The organism is uncultured Marinobacter sp. (genome assembly GCF_947488835.1).
Taxonomy (GTDB): domain Bacteria; phylum Pseudomonadota; class Gammaproteobacteria; order Pseudomonadales; family Oleiphilaceae; genus Marinobacter.
Window position 1 is genome coordinate 146,819 of the sequence record NZ_CANLBK010000002.1, and the last position, 19,025, is coordinate 165,843.

The 19,025-nt window shown below is 53.3% G+C and carries 19 protein-coding genes; 10 read left to right on the plus strand and 9 right to left on the minus strand.

Annotation, left to right across the window (positions count from 1 at the left end):
- The first annotated feature begins 19 nt into the window (after positions 1-19).
- The 3 genes from Q0824_RS09655 (at position 20) to Q0824_RS09665 (ending at position 5,040) form a co-directional block, all read left to right on the plus strand.
- Positions 20-1,834 (plus strand): ATP-binding protein, encoded by a 1,815-nt coding sequence (locus Q0824_RS09655; RefSeq protein WP_298449844.1) that lies wholly within the window; start codon positions 20-22, stop codon positions 1,832-1,834.
- Positions 1,831-3,183, plus strand: coding sequence for a sigma-54 dependent transcriptional regulator (locus Q0824_RS09660; protein WP_298449846.1), 1,353 nt, complete (start codon positions 1,831-1,833; stop codon positions 3,181-3,183). The genes Q0824_RS09655 and Q0824_RS09660 overlap by 4 nt, the downstream gene beginning before the upstream one ends.
- A 162-nt stretch (positions 3,184-3,345) precedes the next feature.
- The gene (locus tag Q0824_RS09665; protein WP_298449848.1) at positions 3,346-5,040 is read left to right on the plus strand and encodes a methyl-accepting chemotaxis protein; all 1,695 of its coding nucleotides are present in this window, start codon (positions 3,346-3,348) and stop codon (positions 5,038-5,040) included.
- 53 nt (positions 5,041-5,093) lie between these two features.
- Here the strand turns inward: Q0824_RS09665 and Q0824_RS09670 are convergent, their stop codons facing one another.
- The 3 genes from Q0824_RS09670 to Q0824_RS09680 form a co-directional block, all read right to left on the minus strand.
- On the minus strand, positions 5,094-6,449 hold the full coding sequence (locus Q0824_RS09670; RefSeq protein WP_298450499.1) for a PhoH family protein: 1,356 nt from the start codon (positions 6,447-6,449) through the stop codon (positions 5,094-5,096).
- 68 nt (positions 6,450-6,517) lie between these two features.
- Positions 6,518-7,015 carry a CBS domain-containing protein gene (locus Q0824_RS09675; protein ID WP_298449850.1) on the minus strand — a complete coding sequence of 166 codons (498 nt, stop codon included), beginning with the start codon at positions 7,013-7,015 and terminating at the stop codon, positions 6,518-6,520.
- A 66-nt stretch (positions 7,016-7,081) separates the two neighbouring features.
- Positions 7,082-7,822, minus strand: a complete 741-nt coding sequence (locus Q0824_RS09680; protein WP_298449852.1) for an START domain-containing protein — start codon at positions 7,820-7,822, stop codon at positions 7,082-7,084.
- A 136-nt stretch (positions 7,823-7,958) separates the two neighbouring features.
- Between Q0824_RS09680 and Q0824_RS09685 the strand changes: the two genes are divergently transcribed.
- Positions 7,959-8,966 (plus strand): DUF2804 domain-containing protein, encoded by a 1,008-nt coding sequence (locus tag Q0824_RS09685; RefSeq protein ID WP_298449853.1) that lies wholly within the window; start codon positions 7,959-7,961, stop codon positions 8,964-8,966.
- A 66-nt stretch (positions 8,967-9,032) separates the two neighbouring features.
- Here the strand turns inward: Q0824_RS09685 and minE are convergent, their stop codons facing one another.
- From minE to Q0824_RS09710, 5 genes are all read right to left on the minus strand, one after another.
- Positions 9,033-9,284 carry a cell division topological specificity factor MinE gene (gene minE / locus Q0824_RS09690; protein ID WP_298449854.1) on the minus strand — a complete coding sequence of 84 codons (252 nt, stop codon included), beginning with the start codon at positions 9,282-9,284 and terminating at the stop codon, positions 9,033-9,035.
- A gap of 3 nt (positions 9,285-9,287) precedes the next feature.
- Complete coding sequence (gene minD / locus Q0824_RS09695) at positions 9,288-10,100, minus strand: septum site-determining protein MinD (RefSeq protein WP_298449855.1); 813 nt, start codon at positions 10,098-10,100, stop codon at positions 9,288-9,290.
- A gap of 80 nt (positions 10,101-10,180) precedes the next feature.
- Positions 10,181-10,930: a septum site-determining protein MinC gene (gene minC, locus Q0824_RS09700; RefSeq protein WP_298449856.1), complete on the minus strand. Its 750-nt coding sequence runs from the start codon at positions 10,928-10,930 to the stop codon at positions 10,181-10,183.
- Positions 10,927-11,316, minus strand: a complete 390-nt coding sequence (locus tag Q0824_RS09705; protein WP_366521645.1) for a HopJ type III effector protein — start codon at positions 11,314-11,316, stop codon at positions 10,927-10,929. Before Q0824_RS09705 ends, minC begins: the two co-directional genes overlap by 4 nt.
- Positions 11,313-11,591, minus strand: coding sequence for a DUF1244 domain-containing protein (locus Q0824_RS09710; protein WP_298449857.1), 279 nt, complete (start codon positions 11,589-11,591; stop codon positions 11,313-11,315). Before Q0824_RS09710 ends, Q0824_RS09705 begins: the two co-directional genes overlap by 4 nt.
- 115 nt (positions 11,592-11,706) lie before the next feature.
- Between Q0824_RS09710 and dinB the strand changes: the two genes are divergently transcribed.
- Positions 11,707-12,771 (plus strand): DNA polymerase IV, encoded by a 1,065-nt coding sequence (gene dinB, locus Q0824_RS09715; protein ID WP_298449858.1) that lies wholly within the window; start codon positions 11,707-11,709, stop codon positions 12,769-12,771.
- A 22-nt stretch (positions 12,772-12,793) separates the two neighbouring features.
- Here dinB and Q0824_RS09720 read toward each other — a convergent pair whose 3' ends face one another.
- Positions 12,794-13,345, minus strand: coding sequence for a phosphatase PAP2 family protein (locus Q0824_RS09720; protein WP_298449860.1), 552 nt, complete (start codon positions 13,343-13,345; stop codon positions 12,794-12,796).
- Positions 13,346-13,562: 217 nt separating this feature from the next.
- Between Q0824_RS09720 and Q0824_RS09725 the strand changes: the two genes are divergently transcribed.
- From Q0824_RS09725 to Q0824_RS09745, 5 genes are all read left to right on the plus strand, one after another.
- The gene (locus Q0824_RS09725; RefSeq protein WP_298449862.1) at positions 13,563-14,600 is read left to right on the plus strand and encodes an NADP(H)-dependent aldo-keto reductase; all 1,038 of its coding nucleotides are present in this window, start codon (positions 13,563-13,565) and stop codon (positions 14,598-14,600) included.
- A gap of 244 nt (positions 14,601-14,844) precedes the next feature.
- A complete protein-coding gene (locus Q0824_RS09730) occupies positions 14,845-15,174 on the plus strand; it encodes a hypothetical protein (RefSeq protein ID WP_298449864.1) in 330 nt (109 codons plus the stop codon).
- A gap of 205 nt (positions 15,175-15,379) precedes the next feature.
- Entirely contained in the window at positions 15,380-17,590 is a 2,211-nt protein-coding gene (locus tag Q0824_RS09735; protein ID WP_298449866.1) for an acetyl-CoA hydrolase/transferase C-terminal domain-containing protein, read from the plus strand.
- A complete protein-coding gene (locus Q0824_RS09740; protein WP_298449868.1) occupies positions 17,590-18,063 on the plus strand; it encodes a peptidylprolyl isomerase in 474 nt (157 codons plus the stop codon). The genes Q0824_RS09735 and Q0824_RS09740 overlap by 1 nt, the downstream gene beginning before the upstream one ends.
- A 179-nt stretch (positions 18,064-18,242) precedes the next feature.
- Entirely contained in the window at positions 18,243-18,971 is a 729-nt protein-coding gene (locus tag Q0824_RS09745; protein ID WP_298449870.1) for a response regulator, read from the plus strand.
- The last annotated feature ends 54 nt before the right edge of the window (positions 18,972-19,025 follow it).

Sequence of the window (19,025 nt, forward strand, 5' to 3'; positions counted from 1 at the left end):
GTATTTCGGGAACCGGGTTATGTCCTACCGGATAGGCGCTTTTGTTATATTCGCGATCACCCTTGCGGTGTCCTGGATCCTGGGTGGTTGGGTTGGTTACCAGCAGGTTGAACAGGATAGCCTCGAAGAATCGTTCCGCTATCGCCAACTCGTGGGGAACGAGCTTAACCGTTATCTGCCTATTCCGGAGCTGATGGCTGAACACCCATTGCTTGCGGCAGCCCTTAATGCTCCGGGCAACCCTGCGATTATTCACCAAGCCAACGAAGAAATGCAGCGTATGGCTACCATCGTTGGAAGTTCGGATGTGTATCTGATGGACACAGCCGGGCTGACGATTGCGGCCAACAACTACCTGCAGGCAGGCAGTTTTGTGGGGCGCAACTTCAGTTTTCGCCCCTATTTCTTTGAAGCCATAAAATCCGGCAGGTCTGCCATTTATTTCGCATTGGGTTCCACCTCTCGGGTTCGGGGGCTGTACTTTTCTCATCCGGTGCGCGGAGAGGAGGGCCAGTTACTGGGTGTGGTGGTTGTGAAAGTGTTGGTGCACGAACTGGAATCCCAATGGCACAGACCGGCTTCCGTGCGTGAAGCCGAAATGGTGGTATTGGATGAGGCCGGTGTCAGCTTTTTGGCCAGTAAGCCGTCGTGGTTGTACCGGGATTTCACAGGCAGTGCTGAAAAGGCGCCTGGTGAAGCATCTCGTCAACGCTACCCTGACCGGGATCTAAAACCTGTGTCCCTGCAATATCAGGGCAAGCCTTTTGGCTTGTCTGGCGCATCCGAGACTTTGCGTATCAAGGAAGATGGCAGTGCTCAAGAGTATCTGAGCGTTCGAACACCGCTGCCGAGGCTCGACTGGACGTTGAGGGTAATGGTCAGCACATATTCGGTAATGTGGACGCGCCTCGGCTTTGTAATGGGCGGCATCGCGATCTATTTTGGTGTTCTGCTGGCGTGGCTGTATCTGCGCGAGCGCTATCGCCGAGAGGCGGAGTTAGCCCTTAGAGGTGAGCAGTTGGAGCTCAGTGTCACTGAACGAACGGCCGACCTCGAGCAGTCCAACCGTAAACTCATTGACGAGATTCGAGAACGTGAACGGACCCAAAGCGAGTTACGGGAAACCCAGCAGGAGTTAATTCAGGCAGCCAAGCTGGCGGTGCTGGGACAGATGTCAGCTGGGCTTAATCACGAAATGAGCCAACCGCTTACGGCAATCCAGACATACGCCAGAAACAGCCGCCGCTTTCTGGAAAAGGGTGCCGCCGATATGGTGGATGAGAACCTCAGCGAAATTGTACTTCTGTGTGACAAAATGGCCGAGCTGACCCGCCAGTTCAAGGTGTTTGCCCGGAAGTCCGAGGGGCCACCCACTATTGTGGATTTTCGCTTGTCTGTGGACGCCTCTCTAAAAATTATCGCAGCACAGAAAAGCAGCGCGGGCATTGATATTCGTTGGAGTCGCCCTGAGCAGCCAGTGCTGTGTCACGGTGATCTGATCCGCATTGAGCAGGTTATGGTCAACTTGCTTGCTAATGCAGTGCAAGCTGTTGAAAGCCAGAAGCAGCCGGTAGTCACTATTGATGTTGAGGAGCAGGGAGAGTGCTGGCGCTGTTTTGTGCGGGATAACGGGACCGGATTGCCGGCGAACACCGAGCAAATTTTTGAGCCCTTTTTCACGACCAAATCGGTGAAACAGGGGCTTGGGCTGGGGTTGTCTATTTCAAGGCAAATTGCTGATGCTTTGGGTGGCCGGCTTACGGGGCGCAATCGCAGTGACGCACCGGGTGCGGAATTTGAATTTACCCTGCAAAAAAGGGAGGCCACGGAATGACAGAACCCTCGGTTATTTTTGTTGACGATGACCCGCACATACGCAAGTCCATTGCCCAGGCACTGACTCTGGAAGACTTGCCTGTGCAGTGCTATGAAAGCGCCGAGGCGGGGCTGCAAGCTATTACAGCTGAGTACAGTGGCGTAGTGCTGTGTGACTACAATATGCCGGCAATGGATGGGCTGGAAATGCTGGGTGCTGTTCAGGCGCTGGATAAATCCATACCCGTTATTATTCTGACCGGCCAGGGCGACATCAGCACGGCGGTTTCAGCCATGCAGCAGGGCGCCTATGATTTTATTGAAAAACCCTTCAATCACGATGAACTGATTGAACTTTTGCGGCATGCCTTGGAAAAGCGTCACCTCGCCCTGGAAAACCGTCGACTCAAGGCCCAGTTACGCCATTTAGCCCGGCCCGGCCCCAGAATCCTGGGGGACACGCCGAGCATGCAGAAAGTGATGGACACCATCACTCCGATTCTGGACATTTCCGCCAACACACTGTTGTTTGGCGAGACAGGCTCCGGCAAGGATGCGCTTGCTCGCTACATTCATGAGAACAGCCCTCGAGGGGCCCACAACTTTGTCGCGATCAATTGCGGAGCCGTGCCGGAAAATCTCATTGAAAGCGAGTTGTTCGGGCACGAAGCGGGAGCGTTTACCGGAGCAGACAAGCTACGAATTGGCAAAATAGAGCATGCCCACAGGGGTACCTTGTTTCTGGACGAGGTTGAGAGCATGCCAATGCCTCTGCAGATCAAGCTGCTGCGGGTACTCGAAGAGCAAAAAGTGGAACGCCTTGGCAGTAATCAGGTACAGGATGTCGATGTTCGCATTATTGCGGCCACGAAAGCCGACCTGAAGGCGCTCAGCGATGAAGGAAGCTTCCGTGCGGATCTGTATTACCGATTGAATGTGGTGAAAGTGGATATACCTCCTTTGCGGGAGCGTAAAGAAGATATCCCTATGCTGTTTCACCACTTCGTCCTGATTGCAGCTGCCCGCTATGATCGGGAGAGCATTCCTCTGGATGCCAGTCAGGCCGCACGGTTAATGCATCACAGTTGGCCGGGAAATGTACGTGAGTTGCGTAATCTGGCGGAGCGGTATGTATTGTTGGGGCCCGCAGCACTTGATGACAGTGAGCCGGTTGCCAAAGCCGATGTGAGCGGGCGGCGAACCCTTACCGAAATGATGGACAGCTTCGAACACTCGGTGCTTACCAGTGCCTTGAATGCGTGCCATGGCAGCATCAAAGACACTATGGTGCAGTTGGGTGTTGCCCGAAAAACCCTCTACGACAAGATGAAAAAGCACGGTTTGGATAAGGCTCAGTTCAAAGACTGAGCCGGGCATTTGATACGCAGACGCACGAACGTTTACACGCTGGATACAAAATACGCAGTACCCTCAATGATATTATCCGCGCCTCTTCTGTAGCATCTCGCCTCCTTGCAATGGGTTAGACCTTCTGCCCACTCCTTCCAGCAGATACAAGATACATTCGATATGAAAAATCTTACCATTCAGATGCGCGTGCTGTTGCTGGCACTTATCCCAGTGATCCTGCTCACCGCATTCCTGACCACATACAATCTCAAACAGGCTCAAGGCATAGGTACCGAAGCAGTGGCGGGTTTCTCCTCAGATATGGAGACCACCAAGCGCCAAGAACTAAAAAACTATATTGAATTGGCGCGCACATCCATTGCCCATCTGTATAACCAGCCCGCTTCAGCGAACGATCCTGAAGTTCGGGAGAAAGCTTGGGAAATACTGCGCCAACTGAGGTTTGATGATTCCGGCAGCCCCGGCTATGTGTTCGCCTATGACACTAGCGGTGTCAGTGTTATGCATGGCGTTAATCCGGCACTGGAGGGCAAGAACCTCTGGGGTTTTAAAGATCCTAATGGCAAATATCTGATTCGCGAGCTCGTAAACGTGGCCCGCAATGGCGGAGGTTATGTCCCCTATCACTGGGAAAACAGCGATACCGGCGAAGCTGCTCCAAAGCTTGGTTACGCCGAGATGTTGCCAAAATGGAATATCGTGATCGGTACAGGGTTTTGGGTCGATGGTCTGGAGGACCAAGTCGCTGCCATGGACAGCAAAGTCGGCGGGGCATTGGGCAAAGCAGTCGTTGGCTCAGTAACTACCTCGCTAATTGCGTTAGCTATCATTGTGTTTTTTGCCCTGATCGTAGTCCGCAGCATCATTCGGCCCCTGAAATCGGCGGTGTCTGCAATGAGCGATATCGCCAATGGGGATGGTGACCTGACACGTCGATTGGAGGCGGGAAGCAAGGATGAATTAGGTCAGTTGGCGACGGCGTTCAACAGCTTTGCAGAGCAAGTGCACGGGTTGGTTGAAGGGGTTCTTTCGTCCACCCGCACTCTGAATGAAGCGTCTGCGGAGCTGAATCAGATTATGGATGAGGCGGGGCAAGGTGTAGAGCGTCAAAAATCCGAGAGTGATCAAGTCGCAACTGCCATGAATGAGATGACGGCCGCGGCTCAGGAAGTGGCAGGCAATGCCAGTGAAGCCTCCAGTGCTGCAGATCATGCCACTGTACAGGTATCCGATGCTCAGGGCCTGGTACATCAGACGATCGAAGTGATTGGTGGCTTGTCCGAGCAGGTCGAAGAGGGCGTTAAAGTTATCGAAAAGCTGGGCTCTGATTCCCACAAGATCGACAGCGTTCTGGAGGTTATCCGTGAGATAGCTGATCAGACAAACCTGCTTGCCCTGAATGCGGCCATCGAAGCGGCACGAGCCGGTGAAGCTGGTCGAGGCTTCGCCGTTGTGGCTGATGAAGTTCGTACGCTGGCGAGCAGGACTCAAAGGAGTACTCAGGAAATCCAGGAAACCATTGAGCGGCTGCAAACCGGTGCTGGCAATGCCGTGAAGTTGATTGGCTCGATCAGTGAACGCAGTGAGGCCACTGTTGTGGAAACGCGCAAGGTGAATGACGCATTGCAGAGAATCAACCAGGCGGTTGGAACGATCAATGATATGAACAGCCAGATTGCCAGTGCCGCTGAGGAGCAGACCAGCGTTTCCGAGACCATCAATCAGAATGTCCATGAGATTGTTGCAATCACGGAGCAGACTGCTAAAGGGGCATCCCAGGCAGGCTTGGCAGCACAGCGTCTCAAGGCGCTGGCGGCAGATATGTCAGACCAGGTCAGTCGATACCGAGTGTAAACTAAGCACTGGCGCATTAAAAGCCGGGCCGTGACCCGGCTTTTGATGCTGTGTCAGAGGTTGGCTTCGGCAAACTCCGCAAGCAGTGAGCGAGGTACACCTTGCAGGTGTATATGGCCACCGTGGCTGAAGGTTTTGAAACGTTCGGTCATGTAAGTCAGGCCTGAGCTCAGGGCACTCAGATACGGCGTATCAATCTGCGCCAGGTTGCCCAGGCAGATCACCTTGGAGCCGTTGCCCGCGCGGGTGATGATGGTCTTGATCTGATGCGGAGTCAGGTTCTGGGACTCATCAATAATAATCAGACTGTGCTGGAAGCTGCGGCCACGAATGTAGTTCATGGATTTGAAGTGCAGAGGAACCTTGCTGAGAATGTAGTCCACACTGGCTGTCATGTTCTCGTCGTCTTCGTGCAGTGCTTCCAGGTTATCTACAATGGCCCCTAGCCAAGGCTCCATTTTTTCCGCCTCAGTGCCTGGCAGGAAGCCAATGTCTTCATCCAGGCCTTGGGTTGAACGCGTGGCGATAATCCGCTTGTAGAGCTTGCTGGCCACAGTCATTTCGATGCAAGCGGCCAGCGCAAGAATGGTTTTACCTGAGCCTGCTGACCCGGTCAGGTTCACCAGATGAATGTCTGGGTCCAGCAGCAGGTGCAGCGCCATGGCCTGATAGATATCCCGCGGCACCAAACCCCAGACTTCTTCGTTCATCAGATCGTGCTGATGCAAATCCCGGATAACGACCTGGGTGTCGTTAATGTTAACCACTCGGCCGATAAACCCCTGCTCATCAAGAACAAACTCGTTGATGTTCAGTTTGGCCAGCTCGCCTTCGCGTTTGAGGATGTGTTCGGTTGCCCCGTCTCGCTGCAGAGTTTCTACTTTGGCAATGGTGTCCCAAAATGAGTTCGGGAACTCGATATAGCCCTTGGGGAGCAGGTCAATGTCATCAACCAGTTGGTCGTTCTGGTAGTCCTGGGCCTCAACACCAAACCCACGGGCTTTCAGCCGCATATTGATGTCTTTGCTTACGAGAATGATGTCCCGGGATGTGTGTCGCTCCTGAAGCGCAGCAAGGGTATTGATAATTTTGTTATCGTTCAGGTGCTCCGGCAATGAGTGCCCACTGGCGTGCTCAGTGCTCATCAGTATTGAGAGTGTGCCCAGGGGCTTTGCCATTTTGGCCCTTACTATGGGCACACCTTGTTCTATCTCTTTGGGGCTGGCGTCCCCGAGCAGTCTGTCGATGGTGCGGATTGCCTGGCGACAGTCGGCTGCGACACTTTGTTTGCCGGATTTAAGACCGTCGAGTTCTTCAAGAACGGTCATCGGGATGATGACATCGTGTTCTTCAAAGTTGAGAAGGGCATTGGGATCGTGGATCAGAACGTTGGTGTCGAGGACGTACATGGTTCTACGGGCTTGCGGTGCACTTTCCGGTGTTCTGGGCATAGGGGGCGCTACCTCTGTGGTGGTTCTCAGCTGTTACTGGCGCAGCGTTTCGTAAGCTCCTCATTCGAGACGATTTTCAGCATATCATAGGTTGTTACAATGCCGGTTATCTTCGAGTCCTTGGTGACAAATATCCGGTGCAGGTGTTCTTTCATCATGATGTTGGCGATGTCGCGCACCGGTGTTGTTTCGTCAACCGATAATACAATGGGGGTCATGATATCCCGTACTTCTACCGGTACTTTGCCCATCTCTTCGAAAAGTACCATGCGTAAGCGCCGCGCTTCCTGTTGCTCTTCTGCCGTGAGTTCATCCGTAGTGCTCGTATTGGAGCGCGAGGCGTTCCAGCGGAACTCGGTGATATCCTTTAGGGTGGCGATGCCAATAATTTCACCGGATTCATCCGTAACAGGGCTGCCTGTGATTTCATTGTCGGTCAGAAATCTGGCGAGACGATCCATTGTCCAGGATTGTGGCACTGCCTTAATGCTAGGCGTCATTATTTCGTGTGCGAGCACTGTCATCAGGTGATCCCTGCTTTGCGAAGTCCTTTGCCAGAGCTTAGCGTTTCATACCCGGCTCGTCACCCTTCAGATATCGCTGGTTTGCCGTACATCAATCAGGCGGCCGCTCTCGTCATAGATCAGGCTGAAGCCCTGATAGCGCTCTTTGCTTGCTACCCGTTCCAACTCTTCCAGAGAGCTCACCGGTATATCAATCAGAAGCGTGTTAACCAGCCAGCCGGGCAGGGCGCCATTGGGGTCTGTGTGCTGAAGCCAGATCATTCGGGTTTTGCCATTTTCAGGAATCAGACGATATTGGGTGTTTGATAACCCAACCCGAACGCGGTTGCTGACTTCTGCACGCATTTCAGGCACAGCGCTCATTTCCATAATGACTTCGCCGGAAGCTTTATTGCCCTTTGTGCTAATGCTGATTACGTAGTCCCGATCAGATACGGGCCAAGGCAGGTCATTGACGGAGTAGGCGTAGCGCTGATGAAAATTGCCTTTTCCGATCGCGTAAGATTCGGTGCAGTTGAGCAACCATTCCATGCAGGAGGCGGGGTTCTGCATCACGGCCATAATAGATTCGATGGGGGCATCAATCAGGGCTTCGGCTTTAAATGCCTGAAAGCTGGAGTTGCTCTGGCTCATGGTGTAAATGCGTATGTCGCCGGATTCTTTGCGCAAGCTCCAGACCTCGCTGTCTTCGCCTGGTAAGCCGGCGCTAGCCGTGGTGGTCGCCATTGCAGAAACCAGCAGGGCGAAGATCACACCACTGATGACTGAGGCCCAGTCTTTAATGCTGTGGGCTTCGGTCTTGTTCATAAGCTACACTTCCTTGAAAAAATTGGGCAGAGTCTATCACGGGGTGACGGGCAGTATGGGCCCGAAGCAGGGGATTGTGAACCAGGTTGTTGCCCGGTGAAACAGTACGATAAATTGGCCTGATTTGACGATTATTATGACGATAAAGAAACTGATTGATAGCAAGGGGCGCTTTGCTCCCGGCGTACTGAGCCAGCCGGTCGAAGAAATAAACTATATGGATTACGACCTGCGTACGGTAATGGATAAACCTCGCACCAGGTTCGCACGGCGTTGGCGGTTTAACCAGTTCCAGTTTGTGAGTGCCACTGGCCCCGGGTGGGTGTTTGGTATGGCGCTGGTGGATTTAAAACTCGTGGGAAGCGGTTTTTTCTACCTCTACGATTTTGCATCCGGGCAGATGCTTGAGCAAAGCTTTATGAGCCCTTTGGCAATGGGAACCCGAATAGAGCCTTCCCCTGAGCGTGGTCAGGCCTCGTTCAGAAAGGGCAAGGTTTCCATGCGTATACTGCCCTTCGCGGGCGGCAGGGCGATTTCGGTATCCGCCCCCGGAGGAATCCGTGTGGAGCTTGCGCTGAAAGAGGATAATGACCCACTCCGGCTGGTGTGCCCTGCGGGCTACAATGGCTGGGTGTTCACCCGGAAGTCGGCGGGCTTGCCGGTTGAGGGTGAGATTCGTTGGGGCGATCAAATTTGGCGCTGTGATGAAGGCACTCGCGGCGCTATTGATTGGAGTTGCGGCTTTATGCGCCGCGAAACGGCCTGGAACTGGGCGAGTCTGGCGGGGCAACTGCCGGGCGGCCGATCACTCGGGCTTAATTTAGCCGCGGGCGTTAACGAAACCGGCATGACAGAAAACGCTCTGTGGTTGGATGGGCAGTGCCAGACACTTGCTGCCGCCCGGTTTAGTTTTGATCGCTACAGTGCTGGAAGTGACTGGCATGTAACCACGGCAGATGGTCGGGTAGACCTGCGCTTTGTGCCGGCCACGGCTCGTAAGGAAAAGCTGAATGCAGGGATATTGGCGTCCAACTTCCGGCAGTATGTAGGCACCTTCAATGGAACCGTCACCGATGAAGGCGGTAACAAGATTGAGGTTGAGGGTTTGCAGGGGTTTATGGAAGACCACTTCGCGCGGTGGTAACGGCAAAGAGCGCCAGCCTGCAGGAAGCTGGCTGGCGCTCGCTCACATCACCGGGACTGAACTGGCTCAGCGTTCGGGCAGTGTGACATTCAGCTCCAGAACGGAGCAACTGCCATTACGGTCGACTTCCACCTGAACCATGTCATCGCTGATCTGGACGTATTTACGAATGACCGCCAGTATTTCTTGCTGCATCTCCGGCAAATAATCCGGCTGGTCGCGCTGCCCGCGTTCGTGGGCCACAATGATTTGCAAGCGCTCTTTTGCCACATTGGCAGAGCCTGATTTCTTGCCTCTGAAATAGTCGAGGAAACTCATCCGTTAGCCTCCCTTGAACATCCGTGAAAAGAAACCCTTTTTCTGGTTGGTCATGAAGCGCTGCTCGCGCTCCTCACCCAGAAGGCGTGCAACTGCGTCGTCGTAAGCCTGGCCAGCATCGCTCTCGGTTTCGAGAATAACGGGCAATCCCTGGTTTGAGGCGTTGAGCACAACCTGGCTTTCGGGGATTACGCCGAGTAGCGGAATGGCGAGAATCTCCTCGACATCTGCCACCGACAGCATCTCGCCTCGCTCGACCCGATCCGGGTTGTAGCGGGTTAGCAGCAGGTGCTCCTTAACCGGGTCTTCGCCCATTTCTGCACGGCGGGATTTGCTTTGCAGAATGCCAAGAATGCGGTCGGAATCTCGAACGGAGGAAACTTCCGGGTTGGTTACTACAACGGCCTCATCCGCATAGTACAGGGCCATAAGCGCCCCATGCTCAATCCCTGCGGGTGAGTCGCAAATGATGTAGTCGAAGGTCTCAGCAAGTTCGTTGATAACTTTTTCAACACCTTCTTTGGTAAGCGCCTCTTTTTCCCGGGTTTGTGAGGTCGGGAGTATGTAGAGGGTATCAACCCGCTTGTCACGGATCAGCGCCTGATTGAGCGTCGCATCACCTTGTATAACGTTTACAAAGTCATACACCACGCGGCGCTCGCAGTTCATGATCAGATCGAGGTTGCGCAGGCCTACATCAAAATCTACCACTACAGTTTTGTGGCCGCGTTTGGCAAGACCGGTGCTTATGGAGGCGCTGGTGGTGGTTTTACCAACGCCGCCCTTTCCTGAGGTTACGACAATAATTCTAGCCAAGGTCTATTTCCTGTATCTTGTGGATTCGTCGTGTCAGCCGGATGTGTCGCCCGGTCAAATTATTTTGCTCGATTCCAGTATCAGGCCTTGTCCAGTGGTGCTACCACCAGCAGGTCGTCCCTGAGCTGAATCTGCACAGCGCTTTTCCAGCCGTTATTTTGAAGATCTTCGGAGATTTTATAGTGTCCGGCGATGGACACAAGCTCTGCCTCAAGGGATTGGCAGAAAATTCTTGCAGATTCCGAGCCATGAATGCCCGCCAGAGCCCGGCCGCGCAATGGACCGTAAACATGAATGCTGCCCGCTGCCAGTACTTCTGCACCGGCTTGAACCGGTGCGAGAATAACCAGATCGCCCTCGGGTGCGTGAACCTGTTGGCCTGAACGCACCGGTTGGCTGATGATTTTTGCCGGAGCAGCTTCTTTTGCTGTCTGAGCTGCAGGCGCTGCAGGGGCGTCAGCTACCTCTGCTGTGGTTTCGTGGTCCTTGTCTCTTTGTCCGCTCCCGGGCATTAGTGCCAGAGAGGCTCCGCGAGCAAGACGGCGCTGATCGTCATTCCCGCCACGAACGCCGATCACATGAATGCTGTTGCGGCGGCAGGCGCCGATGATCTTGAAAAAATCCAGTTCACTGTCGAGGCCTTCGTACTTTTCCAGGCTTATGATCAGAGGGATATCCCGAAAGAAGCCGGGAGCCTGGCTGATTTTGTTCCTCAGCGTTTCCTCAAACTCGTCGTTGTCGAAGTAATACAGTTCCAACGCTGTCATGGAAACGCTGGCGCTTTTCAGCTGGAATACCTGCTGTACCCCGGATGCAGTGGTGTTGCTCATGAATGGGTGTCGTCCTTGATGGATGGCTCGGTCGGGCGGCGCAGGCGCAGCGGCGTTTCTTCAAAGCGAATGCCAGACCAGCCGGTGCCAATGAATTGGCGAATGTTGCTGTGGCTTTCACCGGCAGGGTTGTCTAATACCTGCTGATAATGTTGAGCAAACAGTTTCAGCGTGTCTGCCTCATTCAGTGTGCAGTAAAGGCCGAGCCCAAACACTTTGCACGAACCTGCATTTTCACCGGCCGAATTAAATAAAGGTCCGTTCTGGAAACTGGCGGGTGTGTAATCAAAGTGCCGCTCTATCAAAGCGAGAGTGTCATCAAAATTGGCATGGCCACCCCCTATCGAAGCCAGGTGAATACGTACTGCTTCATTTACATTCATCATTTGTGATCCTGTTTCGGACCTGTTTGATGTAGGGCTTTCCACTCTTCGTACGGCATGCCGTAAATCTTTTCCCTGGCAGCAGGGTCAGAAATCTCAATGCCGCGCTCACTGGCTTCTGCCCGGTACCATTTGGAAAGGCAGTTGCGACAGAATCCGGCCAGATTCATCAGATCAATGTTCTGAACCTCGGGGTTGTCTCCCAGGTGCTTAACCAGGCGGCGAAAAGCTGCAGCTTCGATTTCAGTGCGCTTGGAATCTGGAATAGAGTTCGACATGGTGCCTCGTTATGAGATTCTGTGGTTGTCTTGGAGATTCCTGACATTCTCAGCATCTTACTTTAAGATACAAGACTGTATAAATGTACAGAAACCCGACGCGAGCCCAATGATTATGCCTCAACGCAAGATCATCCACGTGGATTGTGACTGTTTTTATGCGGCAGTTGAGATGCGTGATGACCCAACGCTGCGTGAGGTGCCGCTGGCGGTAGGCGGCGAGGGTGGTCGTGGCGTAGTGACTACCTGCAATTATAAAGCCCGGGCTTTTGGTGTGCGCTCGGCGATGCCTGGCGGCGAAGCTCGGCGGCTATGCCCCGGCCTGGTTACCGTGCCTCCTGATATGGCTCGCTACAGAGTGGCATCACAAAAGGTCATGGGCATTCTGCGAGAGTTGACCGATCTGGTTGAGCCCCTATCACTGGATGAAGCCTTTCTGGATGTTACTGATGTGACCGAACATAAAGGGAGCGCCACATTAATGGCCCGCTACCTGCGGGAGCGTGTGGAAAAGGAAGTGGGGATTACGATTTCTGCCGGCGTCGCCCCCAATAAGTTTCTCGCCAAGATTGCCAGTGATTGGCAAAAGCCAGACGGCCTGTTTGTGGTCAAGCCTGATGAGGTAGACGGGTTTGTCCGCGACCTTAAAGTTGAGAAGCTGTTTGGCGTAGGGCAGGTGACGGCGGCTAAATTACATGCGCTTGGTGTGAAAACATGTGGTGATTTGCAGGCACTGGGCGTTGATGTGTTGATCGAACGCTTTGGTAAACAGGGGTATCGGTTGCATGAAATGGCCCATGGCCGGGATGAGCGGCCGGTGGTGGTATCCAGAATTGCCAAATCGGTGAGCGTTGAGCGTACGTTTTCTCAGGATTTACCAGATATTGCCGCCTGCGAAACGGTTTTGGCATCACTGGCGACAGATCTTAATCTCCGCCTTACCCGTAAGGGTCGTGATAAGCCAATCCATAAGCTGTTTATAAAAATACGCTACAGCGATTTTTCCACCCACACATTGGAGCGGGTACGGGAAAACATAAAAGAGCCAGGATATGAAGACTACCTCCCACTGCTTACCGAGTTGGTGAGTAATCGAGAGCGGCCGGTTCGGCTGCTGGGCCTAGGGGTGCGCTTTCGCAATGATGATGCACCGGTGACCCAGCTCAGATTGTTTGATTGATGTCAGCCCGAGAAAAGGCACGCTAGTGGCTGAAAAAGCATGTCACCGATAGATACCCCATCAGGCCACCAATAAATGCGCCCGCGAGAACGTCAGAGGGATAGTGCAAACCCAGTACCACTCGGGATGCGGCCACGCTCAGTGTAAAGGGAGCGGTTGCCAGTGCCAGCTTTGGCATTGTCATGAACAAAATGGTCTGAAAGCAGGCGGCGTGCAGGGTGTGACCTGAAGGAAAGCTGTAGCGGTCCAATGGTGGGGTGCCGCAACTAATGGAGGGGAATGAGATGAAGGGTCGTTCGCGGATCAGCCAACGCTTAAGTATTTTGTAAGTCAGGGTGCAGGTTAGCCCGGTCAGGGCCATCATCAGTGCCAGGCCTTGGCCAGTCTCTCGCTTCAGAAAGGGAATGGCCAATATCAGTGCGTACCAGAACCAGCCATCCCCAAGCCGACTTGCCAGTTGGAAATAGCGCATGATCGGCCGAAATTTGGCAATTTTGTTTATGTGCTGGCAAAAGGCGTATTCACGCTGATCTGCGAGCTCAAAGAAGCGGATTGCCTTGCTGCTTTCTGACATGGGTTCGAGCCTTATCGTTCTCCACCCCGCGGCAACAATCGCCCTTGAGTGGCTATATAGATTATATCCGGGTAGCTAGCTTGCCAGACTGGCTTGAATCATGACGTTCCCTCTGGTTTTTATTACTATGGCTCTACTATGGGAGCTTTGGGTGACAGGCACATGACACCCCTGTGACACGTTTATTACGCATTCAACAATCTTGAGCGGAGGCGCAATGCAAACCCGAAAGCTAGGCCGTACGGATCTTGAAGTCAGTCTTATATGTCTGGGCACCATGACATGGGGGGAGCAAAACACCGAGCAGGAGGCTTTCGAGCAGCTGGATCATGCCACTTCTGAAGGTGTGAATTTTATTGATGCGGCGGAGATGTACCCGGTTCCTCCGCGGGCTGAGACTCAAGGTCTCACAGAGACCTATCTGGGGAACTGGCTGGCGCAGCGCGGCCGACGAGACGATCTGGTGATCGCCTCTAAAGTCGCCGGGCCTGGGAATGGGCTCAGTTACTTGCGAAATGGCCCCCGACTTACCCGCGACCATATTATTGAAGCATGTGATGCCAGCCTGAAGCGTCTGCAGACGGATTATATCGATCTCTATCAGGTGCACTGGCCGGATCGCAGCACCAATTTTTTCGGGGAGCTCGGCTATCGGCCAGACCCGAAAGAAAAGTCGACGCCAATTGAGGAAACCCTCGGCGCACTCAGTGAGCTGGTGGCGGCAGGGAAGGTTCGGCATATCGGGATTTCGAACGAGACGCCTTGGGGCACGATGGAGTATCTCCGCCTGGCAGGGGAGAACGGGTGGCCGCGCATTGCCAGTATTCAAAACCCTTACAACCTGCTGAACCGTTCTTTTGAAGTGGGGTTGGCTGAAATAGCTCATCGTGAGCAAACAGGCTTGCTGGCGTACTCCCCGCTGGCGTTTGGCATGCTGTCTGGCAAGTATATGGGTGGTAAGTGGCCGGAAAAGGCTCGCCTCACGCTTTATGAGAGGTTCAGCCGCTATACCAGTGAAAGAGGGGTTGATGCGACTCGAGCCTATGCAGAGCTTGCGAGGCACATAGGACTATCTCCGGCTCAAATGGCGCTGGCGTATGTTAATAGCCGCAATTTTGTGACCAGTAATATCATTGGTGCCACCAACATGGAGCAGCTCCGTGAAAATCTGGGCTCGTGCAGTGTGAAGCTTAGTCAGGATACGTTGGAGGCTATTGACGCGATTCATAACGAATTTACCTATCCTTGCCCCTGAAGACCGTCGAAAATCTGTGGTTTCTCTTAAGCTGTTGATGCTAAAAGGAATTAGCTGGCTTTAGAGAAGGGGACGTTACATTCTGAAATATTGGCGATCATATATTGACAAAATGTGTGCGAAAGCGTGACAAAAAAGAGGCATGACTGCGCGCGATTTCACATCTTTTTGCCGCTAAGGGGTTAGACTTTAGTCAATGGGGTGAGTAAACTTCTAATCCGTTTAAAAGGTCGCTGTAAGTATCATGATTATCCGCATATTTGTCACATTGCTTGTTCTCAACGTCGCCGCGTTTGTGGTTCGCGCCGAGGCGTCTGAACGCGCGTTTGAGGCGACCAGCGAAACCATGACAGTAGAATATGTTTATGAGCTCCAGCAGCGGATGTCCCGTGATTTTGAAGAAGACGATGCTGATGCGGTTGCCGTTGCCGAAATTGGTTCTCGTTTGTTGAGTCTTTCTTTGGTGCGCGCGAACGATAATGGCAAGCACTATGCCTCCCAGCCGGCGCAGGCTGATCATGGAATCGCGCTGCTGAATGAAGGTGCATGCCTCAACCTGAAATGGAATTTCTGAATCTGTAGTCGCCCGGTTCCGGTTGCCTCCTTTGCTTCATATCGATTTCCCGCTCATCTGATTCACCCTTTCGCTGTACTGGCTTTTTCCCGCAATACATTGGTTTAACGCCAGATTAATGATCTGGTGCATTGTCTGTCTGCATGTCTCATGTGATGATTCTCTGATAGTGGTTATACGTTGAATAATCAGTGGGGATCTCTTTATGGCGGTAAATAGCAGACAGCGCTCGAATAACGCGGAGCGTTGCGTGGATGATGTAATCCGCCGGGTGGGCAAGAATATCACCTTGGGGTTGCCACTAGGTCTTGGGAAGGCTGTCCGCTTCGTAAATGCGCTTTACCAGAGGGCGAAAGACGATCCTGAAATAAACCTGCATATTTTCACTGCACTTTCATTACTTGCGCCTTCTGGCAGTTCGTCCCTGGAAAAGCGCTTTATGGCGCCGTTTGCTGAGCGCCTCTATGGCGGCATTCCGACCCTCCAATATGCGCAGGATGTTAACAAGAATAATCTCCCTTCCAATGTTCAGGTGTCGGAGTTTTTCTTCAAAGCGGGGAGTTACCTCAATAACCGCAGTCAGCAGCGTCATTACGTGTCGACCAACTATACCCACGCCGTTCGTGACCTGATGGACCTGGGCGTTAATGTCGTGGCGCAAATGGTCGCCCCGGGCGAACTGTATGATGCGCCGGGAATGGTAAGCCTGAGTTGTAATCCCGATCTGAGCCTCGACTTGCTGCCTCTTCTGAGGGAGCGGGAAGCGTCTGGAACCCCGGTGGCTATTGTGGGCGAAATCAATCGCCAGATGCCCTGGTTCGGTCGCGATGCTGCTATTGCGGAAGACGAGTTTGATCTGGTGTTCGAGCATCAGGCTACCGAGTACCCATTGTTTTCGGCGCCCCAGATGGCCATTAGCCCCGCAGACCACTTGATTGGCTTTTACGCCAGCACCTTGCTTAAAGATGGCGGCACGCTGCAGGTGGGTATTGGTTCGCTTGGTGCGGCGCTTGTCCACAGTGCCATATTACGCCACAAGAATAACGCAGCCTGGCGGGCTGTTTACGACAACTTGAATGTTGCGGAGCGATTCCCGCTGGCGGAAAAGGACGGCGGAACCGGCCCCTTTGAAAAAGGACTTTATGGTTGCAGCGAGATGATGGTTGATGGCTTCCTGTACCTTATGGAGGCAGGGGTGTTGCGGCGTGAAGTATATGATCACGCGGACCTGCAAATACTGATCAACAACGGCGAAATTGAAGAGCAGGTTTCTCTGGATACCCTTGATGTACTGCGGCGGGAAGGGCTGATTGATTCACCCATGCGGGCCCGGGATGTCACCTGGCTGAGGCGGTACGGCATTCTCCGTGATGCGGTTGAGTTCAAAGGTGGCCGGCTGCGGATTGGGGATCATTCCCTCAATGCCGATCTGGATGATCCAGAGGCGAGAGAGGCAATGAAGGCGCTGGCGATCGGTGAGCGGCTAGCTGGCGGGGTTGCAATGCACGGGGGGTTCTATGTGGGTCCCCAGCAGTTCTACCAGTCCCTGCGCGAGCTTTCCGATGAGGATCGCGATCGCATTTGCATGACCAGTGTGAGCTTTATCAATCATCTTTATGATCATCGTTTCGGTAACCAGCGGCTCAAGGCAGCTCAGCGAATTCACAGCCGGTTTATCAACACGGCAATGATGTATACCCTTAGTGGCGCTGCGGTTTCCGACGGGCTTGAGGATGGCAGGGTGATCAGTGGTGTGGGTGGTCAGTACAATTTTGTCTCTATGGCGCACGAATTACCTGGTGCCCGCTCTATCATACCCTTGCGCAGTACCCGTAATGCCAAGGGTTCAGTGGTGTCGAATATCGTGTTTAATTACGGCCACTGCACCATCCCCCGGCATTTGCGGGATGTAGTGATCACTGAATACGGTATTGCAGATCTTCGTGGTCAATCGGATGAGCAGGTCTATCTGCGCTTGATCCGCATTGCGGATTCCCGCTTTCAGCAAGATCTGCTCGATCAGGCACAGAAGGCGGGTAAGGTGGATGCGAAGTTCCGATTGCCAACAAATTGGTTGAACAATACGCCAAATGCCGTCACCAGTGCGTTCACCAGCACCGGCGATAAAGATTGGTTCCCGGCATTTCCCTTTGGCCGGGATTTTACCGACCAGGAACTGGTGCTGGGCAAAGCGCTGAAGCGGCTCAAGGCTGAAACGGCGACCCGTCGTGGTAAACTGTCGACTCTGCTTCAGGCCTTGCGGACGAAAGATGAGAAAGGCCGTTTTGCAGAATTGTTGCAGCGAATGGACCTGAGCCAGCCTTCAGGGCTGCGTGAAAAACTGGATCAGCGCCTTGTGATCCATGGTCTGACATTGATTGAAAATTCATCGAATACGGGAAACTCGAAAGTCTGATGCAAGCTCCTCAAGAAAAGCCTGACGTTTTTACGGTTCACTATGTACTCAAGAACAAGATTGGCGAGTTAGTTGATACCTCAGAGGGTGGTGAGCCCTTACACTTTCTGTACGGTAGCCCTGATGTTATAGAGGGTATCCAGAAAGCGGTAAAAGAGCGCCATGCCGGAGACTGTCTGGAGGTTACGGTGCCTCCCTCGATGGCATACGGTGAGCACCGTGATGACCTGGTTCGAAAGGTGCCCCGGTCAATGTTTGAGGGGGTAGAGAAGCTGCAGGTTGGCATGAAGTTTCAAACCAATACTGGTGAAAATGCCCAGATTGTTCAGGTTATGGGATTTGACGGCAATCTTGTCCGAATTGATGCAAATCATCCACTTGCGGGTTTTACTCTGTATTTTGATCTGGAAATCATCGGGCGCCGCGAAGCGACTGATGATGAAGTCGCCCAAGGTCGACCGCTGTTCGAGTGAATTGGGTGCCCGCACGCCGAATTCGTTAGAGTTTAGAGGGTGTAACCGGGTGTAACCGCATGGCAGTTCCATGTATATTTCTGAATAGCATGTATAATTGCTGTTACATCAGGTTGTCTGTATCGTGACATGCAGACGAAATAATGGACCCGGAAAAATAAAATAAGAGATGGACGCCTGTGGAACAGACGAACGAAAGTTGGCGAATTCTTATTGTTGAAGATGATGAGCGACTGGCTGAGTTAACCCGTGAATACCTCGAGAGTAACGGTTTGTCCGTGTCCCTCGAAACCCATGGTAGCCCAGCGGTTGAGCGAATCCGAAATGAACAGCCGGATCTTGTTGTGCTGGATCTGATGTTGCCCGGGGAAGATGGTCTGTCCATCTGTCGCCGCGTGCGGCCATTATATTCTGGCCCCATCATCATGCTCACCGCGCGCACTGACGATCTTGATCAGGTGTTGGGCCTTGAGATGGGGGCGGATGATTACATCAGCAAGCCTGTCAAGCCTCGAGTGCTTCTTGCCAGAATCCGTGCATTGCTGCGCCGCGTAACGGAAAATGCGCAAAACACCGCAGATGAAGCAAGCGCGGAAGAGCCAACGCGCCTGCAGTTCAACAACCTGGTTGTTGATCGCTCTATGCGCGAAGCCTGGCTGAGCGAAGAAAGCATCGATCTGACCAGTGCCGAGTTCGATCTACTGTGGCTACTGGCGAGTAATGCCGGCCGCGTCTTGAGCCGGGAAGAGATTTTCACTGCCCTGCGGGGCATAGAATACGACGGACAGGACAGGTCTATTGATGTTCGGGTCTCCCGGATCCGCCCGAAAATCGGCGATGACCCTGTCCATCCCCGCAGGATCAAGACCGTTCGAAGCAAAGGCTACCTGTTTGTGAAGGAAGTCTGACGATTCAGTCTTTGGCGTCGGCACGGGTGTTCCGGCCGACGTTTCCCTGGCAGG

Coding starts and splice junctions, on each gene's coding strand:
- Q0824_RS09655 (WP_298449844.1), top strand. CDS start 20: ATGTCCTACCGGATAGGCGCTTTTGTTATATTCGCGATCACCCTTGCG.
- Q0824_RS09660 (WP_298449846.1), top strand. CDS start 1,831: ATGACAGAACCCTCGGTTATTTTTGTTGACGATGACCCGCACATACGC.
- Q0824_RS09665 (WP_298449848.1), top strand. CDS start 3,346: ATGAAAAATCTTACCATTCAGATGCGCGTGCTGTTGCTGGCACTTATC.
- Q0824_RS09670 (WP_298450499.1), bottom strand. CDS start 6,449: ATGTACGTCCTCGACACCAACGTTCTGATCCACGATCCCAATGCCCTT.
- Q0824_RS09675 (WP_298449850.1), bottom strand. CDS start 7,015: ATGACAGTGCTCGCACACGAAATAATGACGCCTAGCATTAAGGCAGTG.
- Q0824_RS09680 (WP_298449852.1), bottom strand. CDS start 7,822: ATGAACAAGACCGAAGCCCACAGCATTAAAGACTGGGCCTCAGTCATC.
- Q0824_RS09685 (WP_298449853.1), top strand. CDS start 7,959: ATGACGATAAAGAAACTGATTGATAGCAAGGGGCGCTTTGCTCCCGGC.
- minE (WP_298449854.1), bottom strand. CDS start 9,284: ATGAGTTTCCTCGACTATTTCAGAGGCAAGAAATCAGGCTCTGCCAAT.
- minC (WP_298449856.1), bottom strand. CDS start 10,930: ATGAGCAACACCACTGCATCCGGGGTACAGCAGGTATTCCAGCTGAAA.
- Q0824_RS09705 (WP_366521645.1), bottom strand. CDS start 11,316: ATGATGAATGTAAATGAAGCAGTACGTATTCACCTGGCTTCGATAGGG.
- Q0824_RS09710 (WP_298449857.1), bottom strand. CDS start 11,591: ATGTCGAACTCTATTCCAGATTCCAAGCGCACTGAAATCGAAGCTGCA.
- dinB (WP_298449858.1), top strand. CDS start 11,707: ATGCCTCAACGCAAGATCATCCACGTGGATTGTGACTGTTTTTATGCG.
- Q0824_RS09720 (WP_298449860.1), bottom strand. CDS start 13,345: ATGTCAGAAAGCAGCAAGGCAATCCGCTTCTTTGAGCTCGCAGATCAG.
- Q0824_RS09725 (WP_298449862.1), top strand. CDS start 13,563: ATGCAAACCCGAAAGCTAGGCCGTACGGATCTTGAAGTCAGTCTTATA.
- Q0824_RS09730 (WP_298449864.1), top strand. CDS start 14,845: ATGATTATCCGCATATTTGTCACATTGCTTGTTCTCAACGTCGCCGCG.
- Q0824_RS09735 (WP_298449866.1), top strand. CDS start 15,380: ATGGCGGTAAATAGCAGACAGCGCTCGAATAACGCGGAGCGTTGCGTG.
- Q0824_RS09740 (WP_298449868.1), top strand. CDS start 17,590: ATGCAAGCTCCTCAAGAAAAGCCTGACGTTTTTACGGTTCACTATGTA.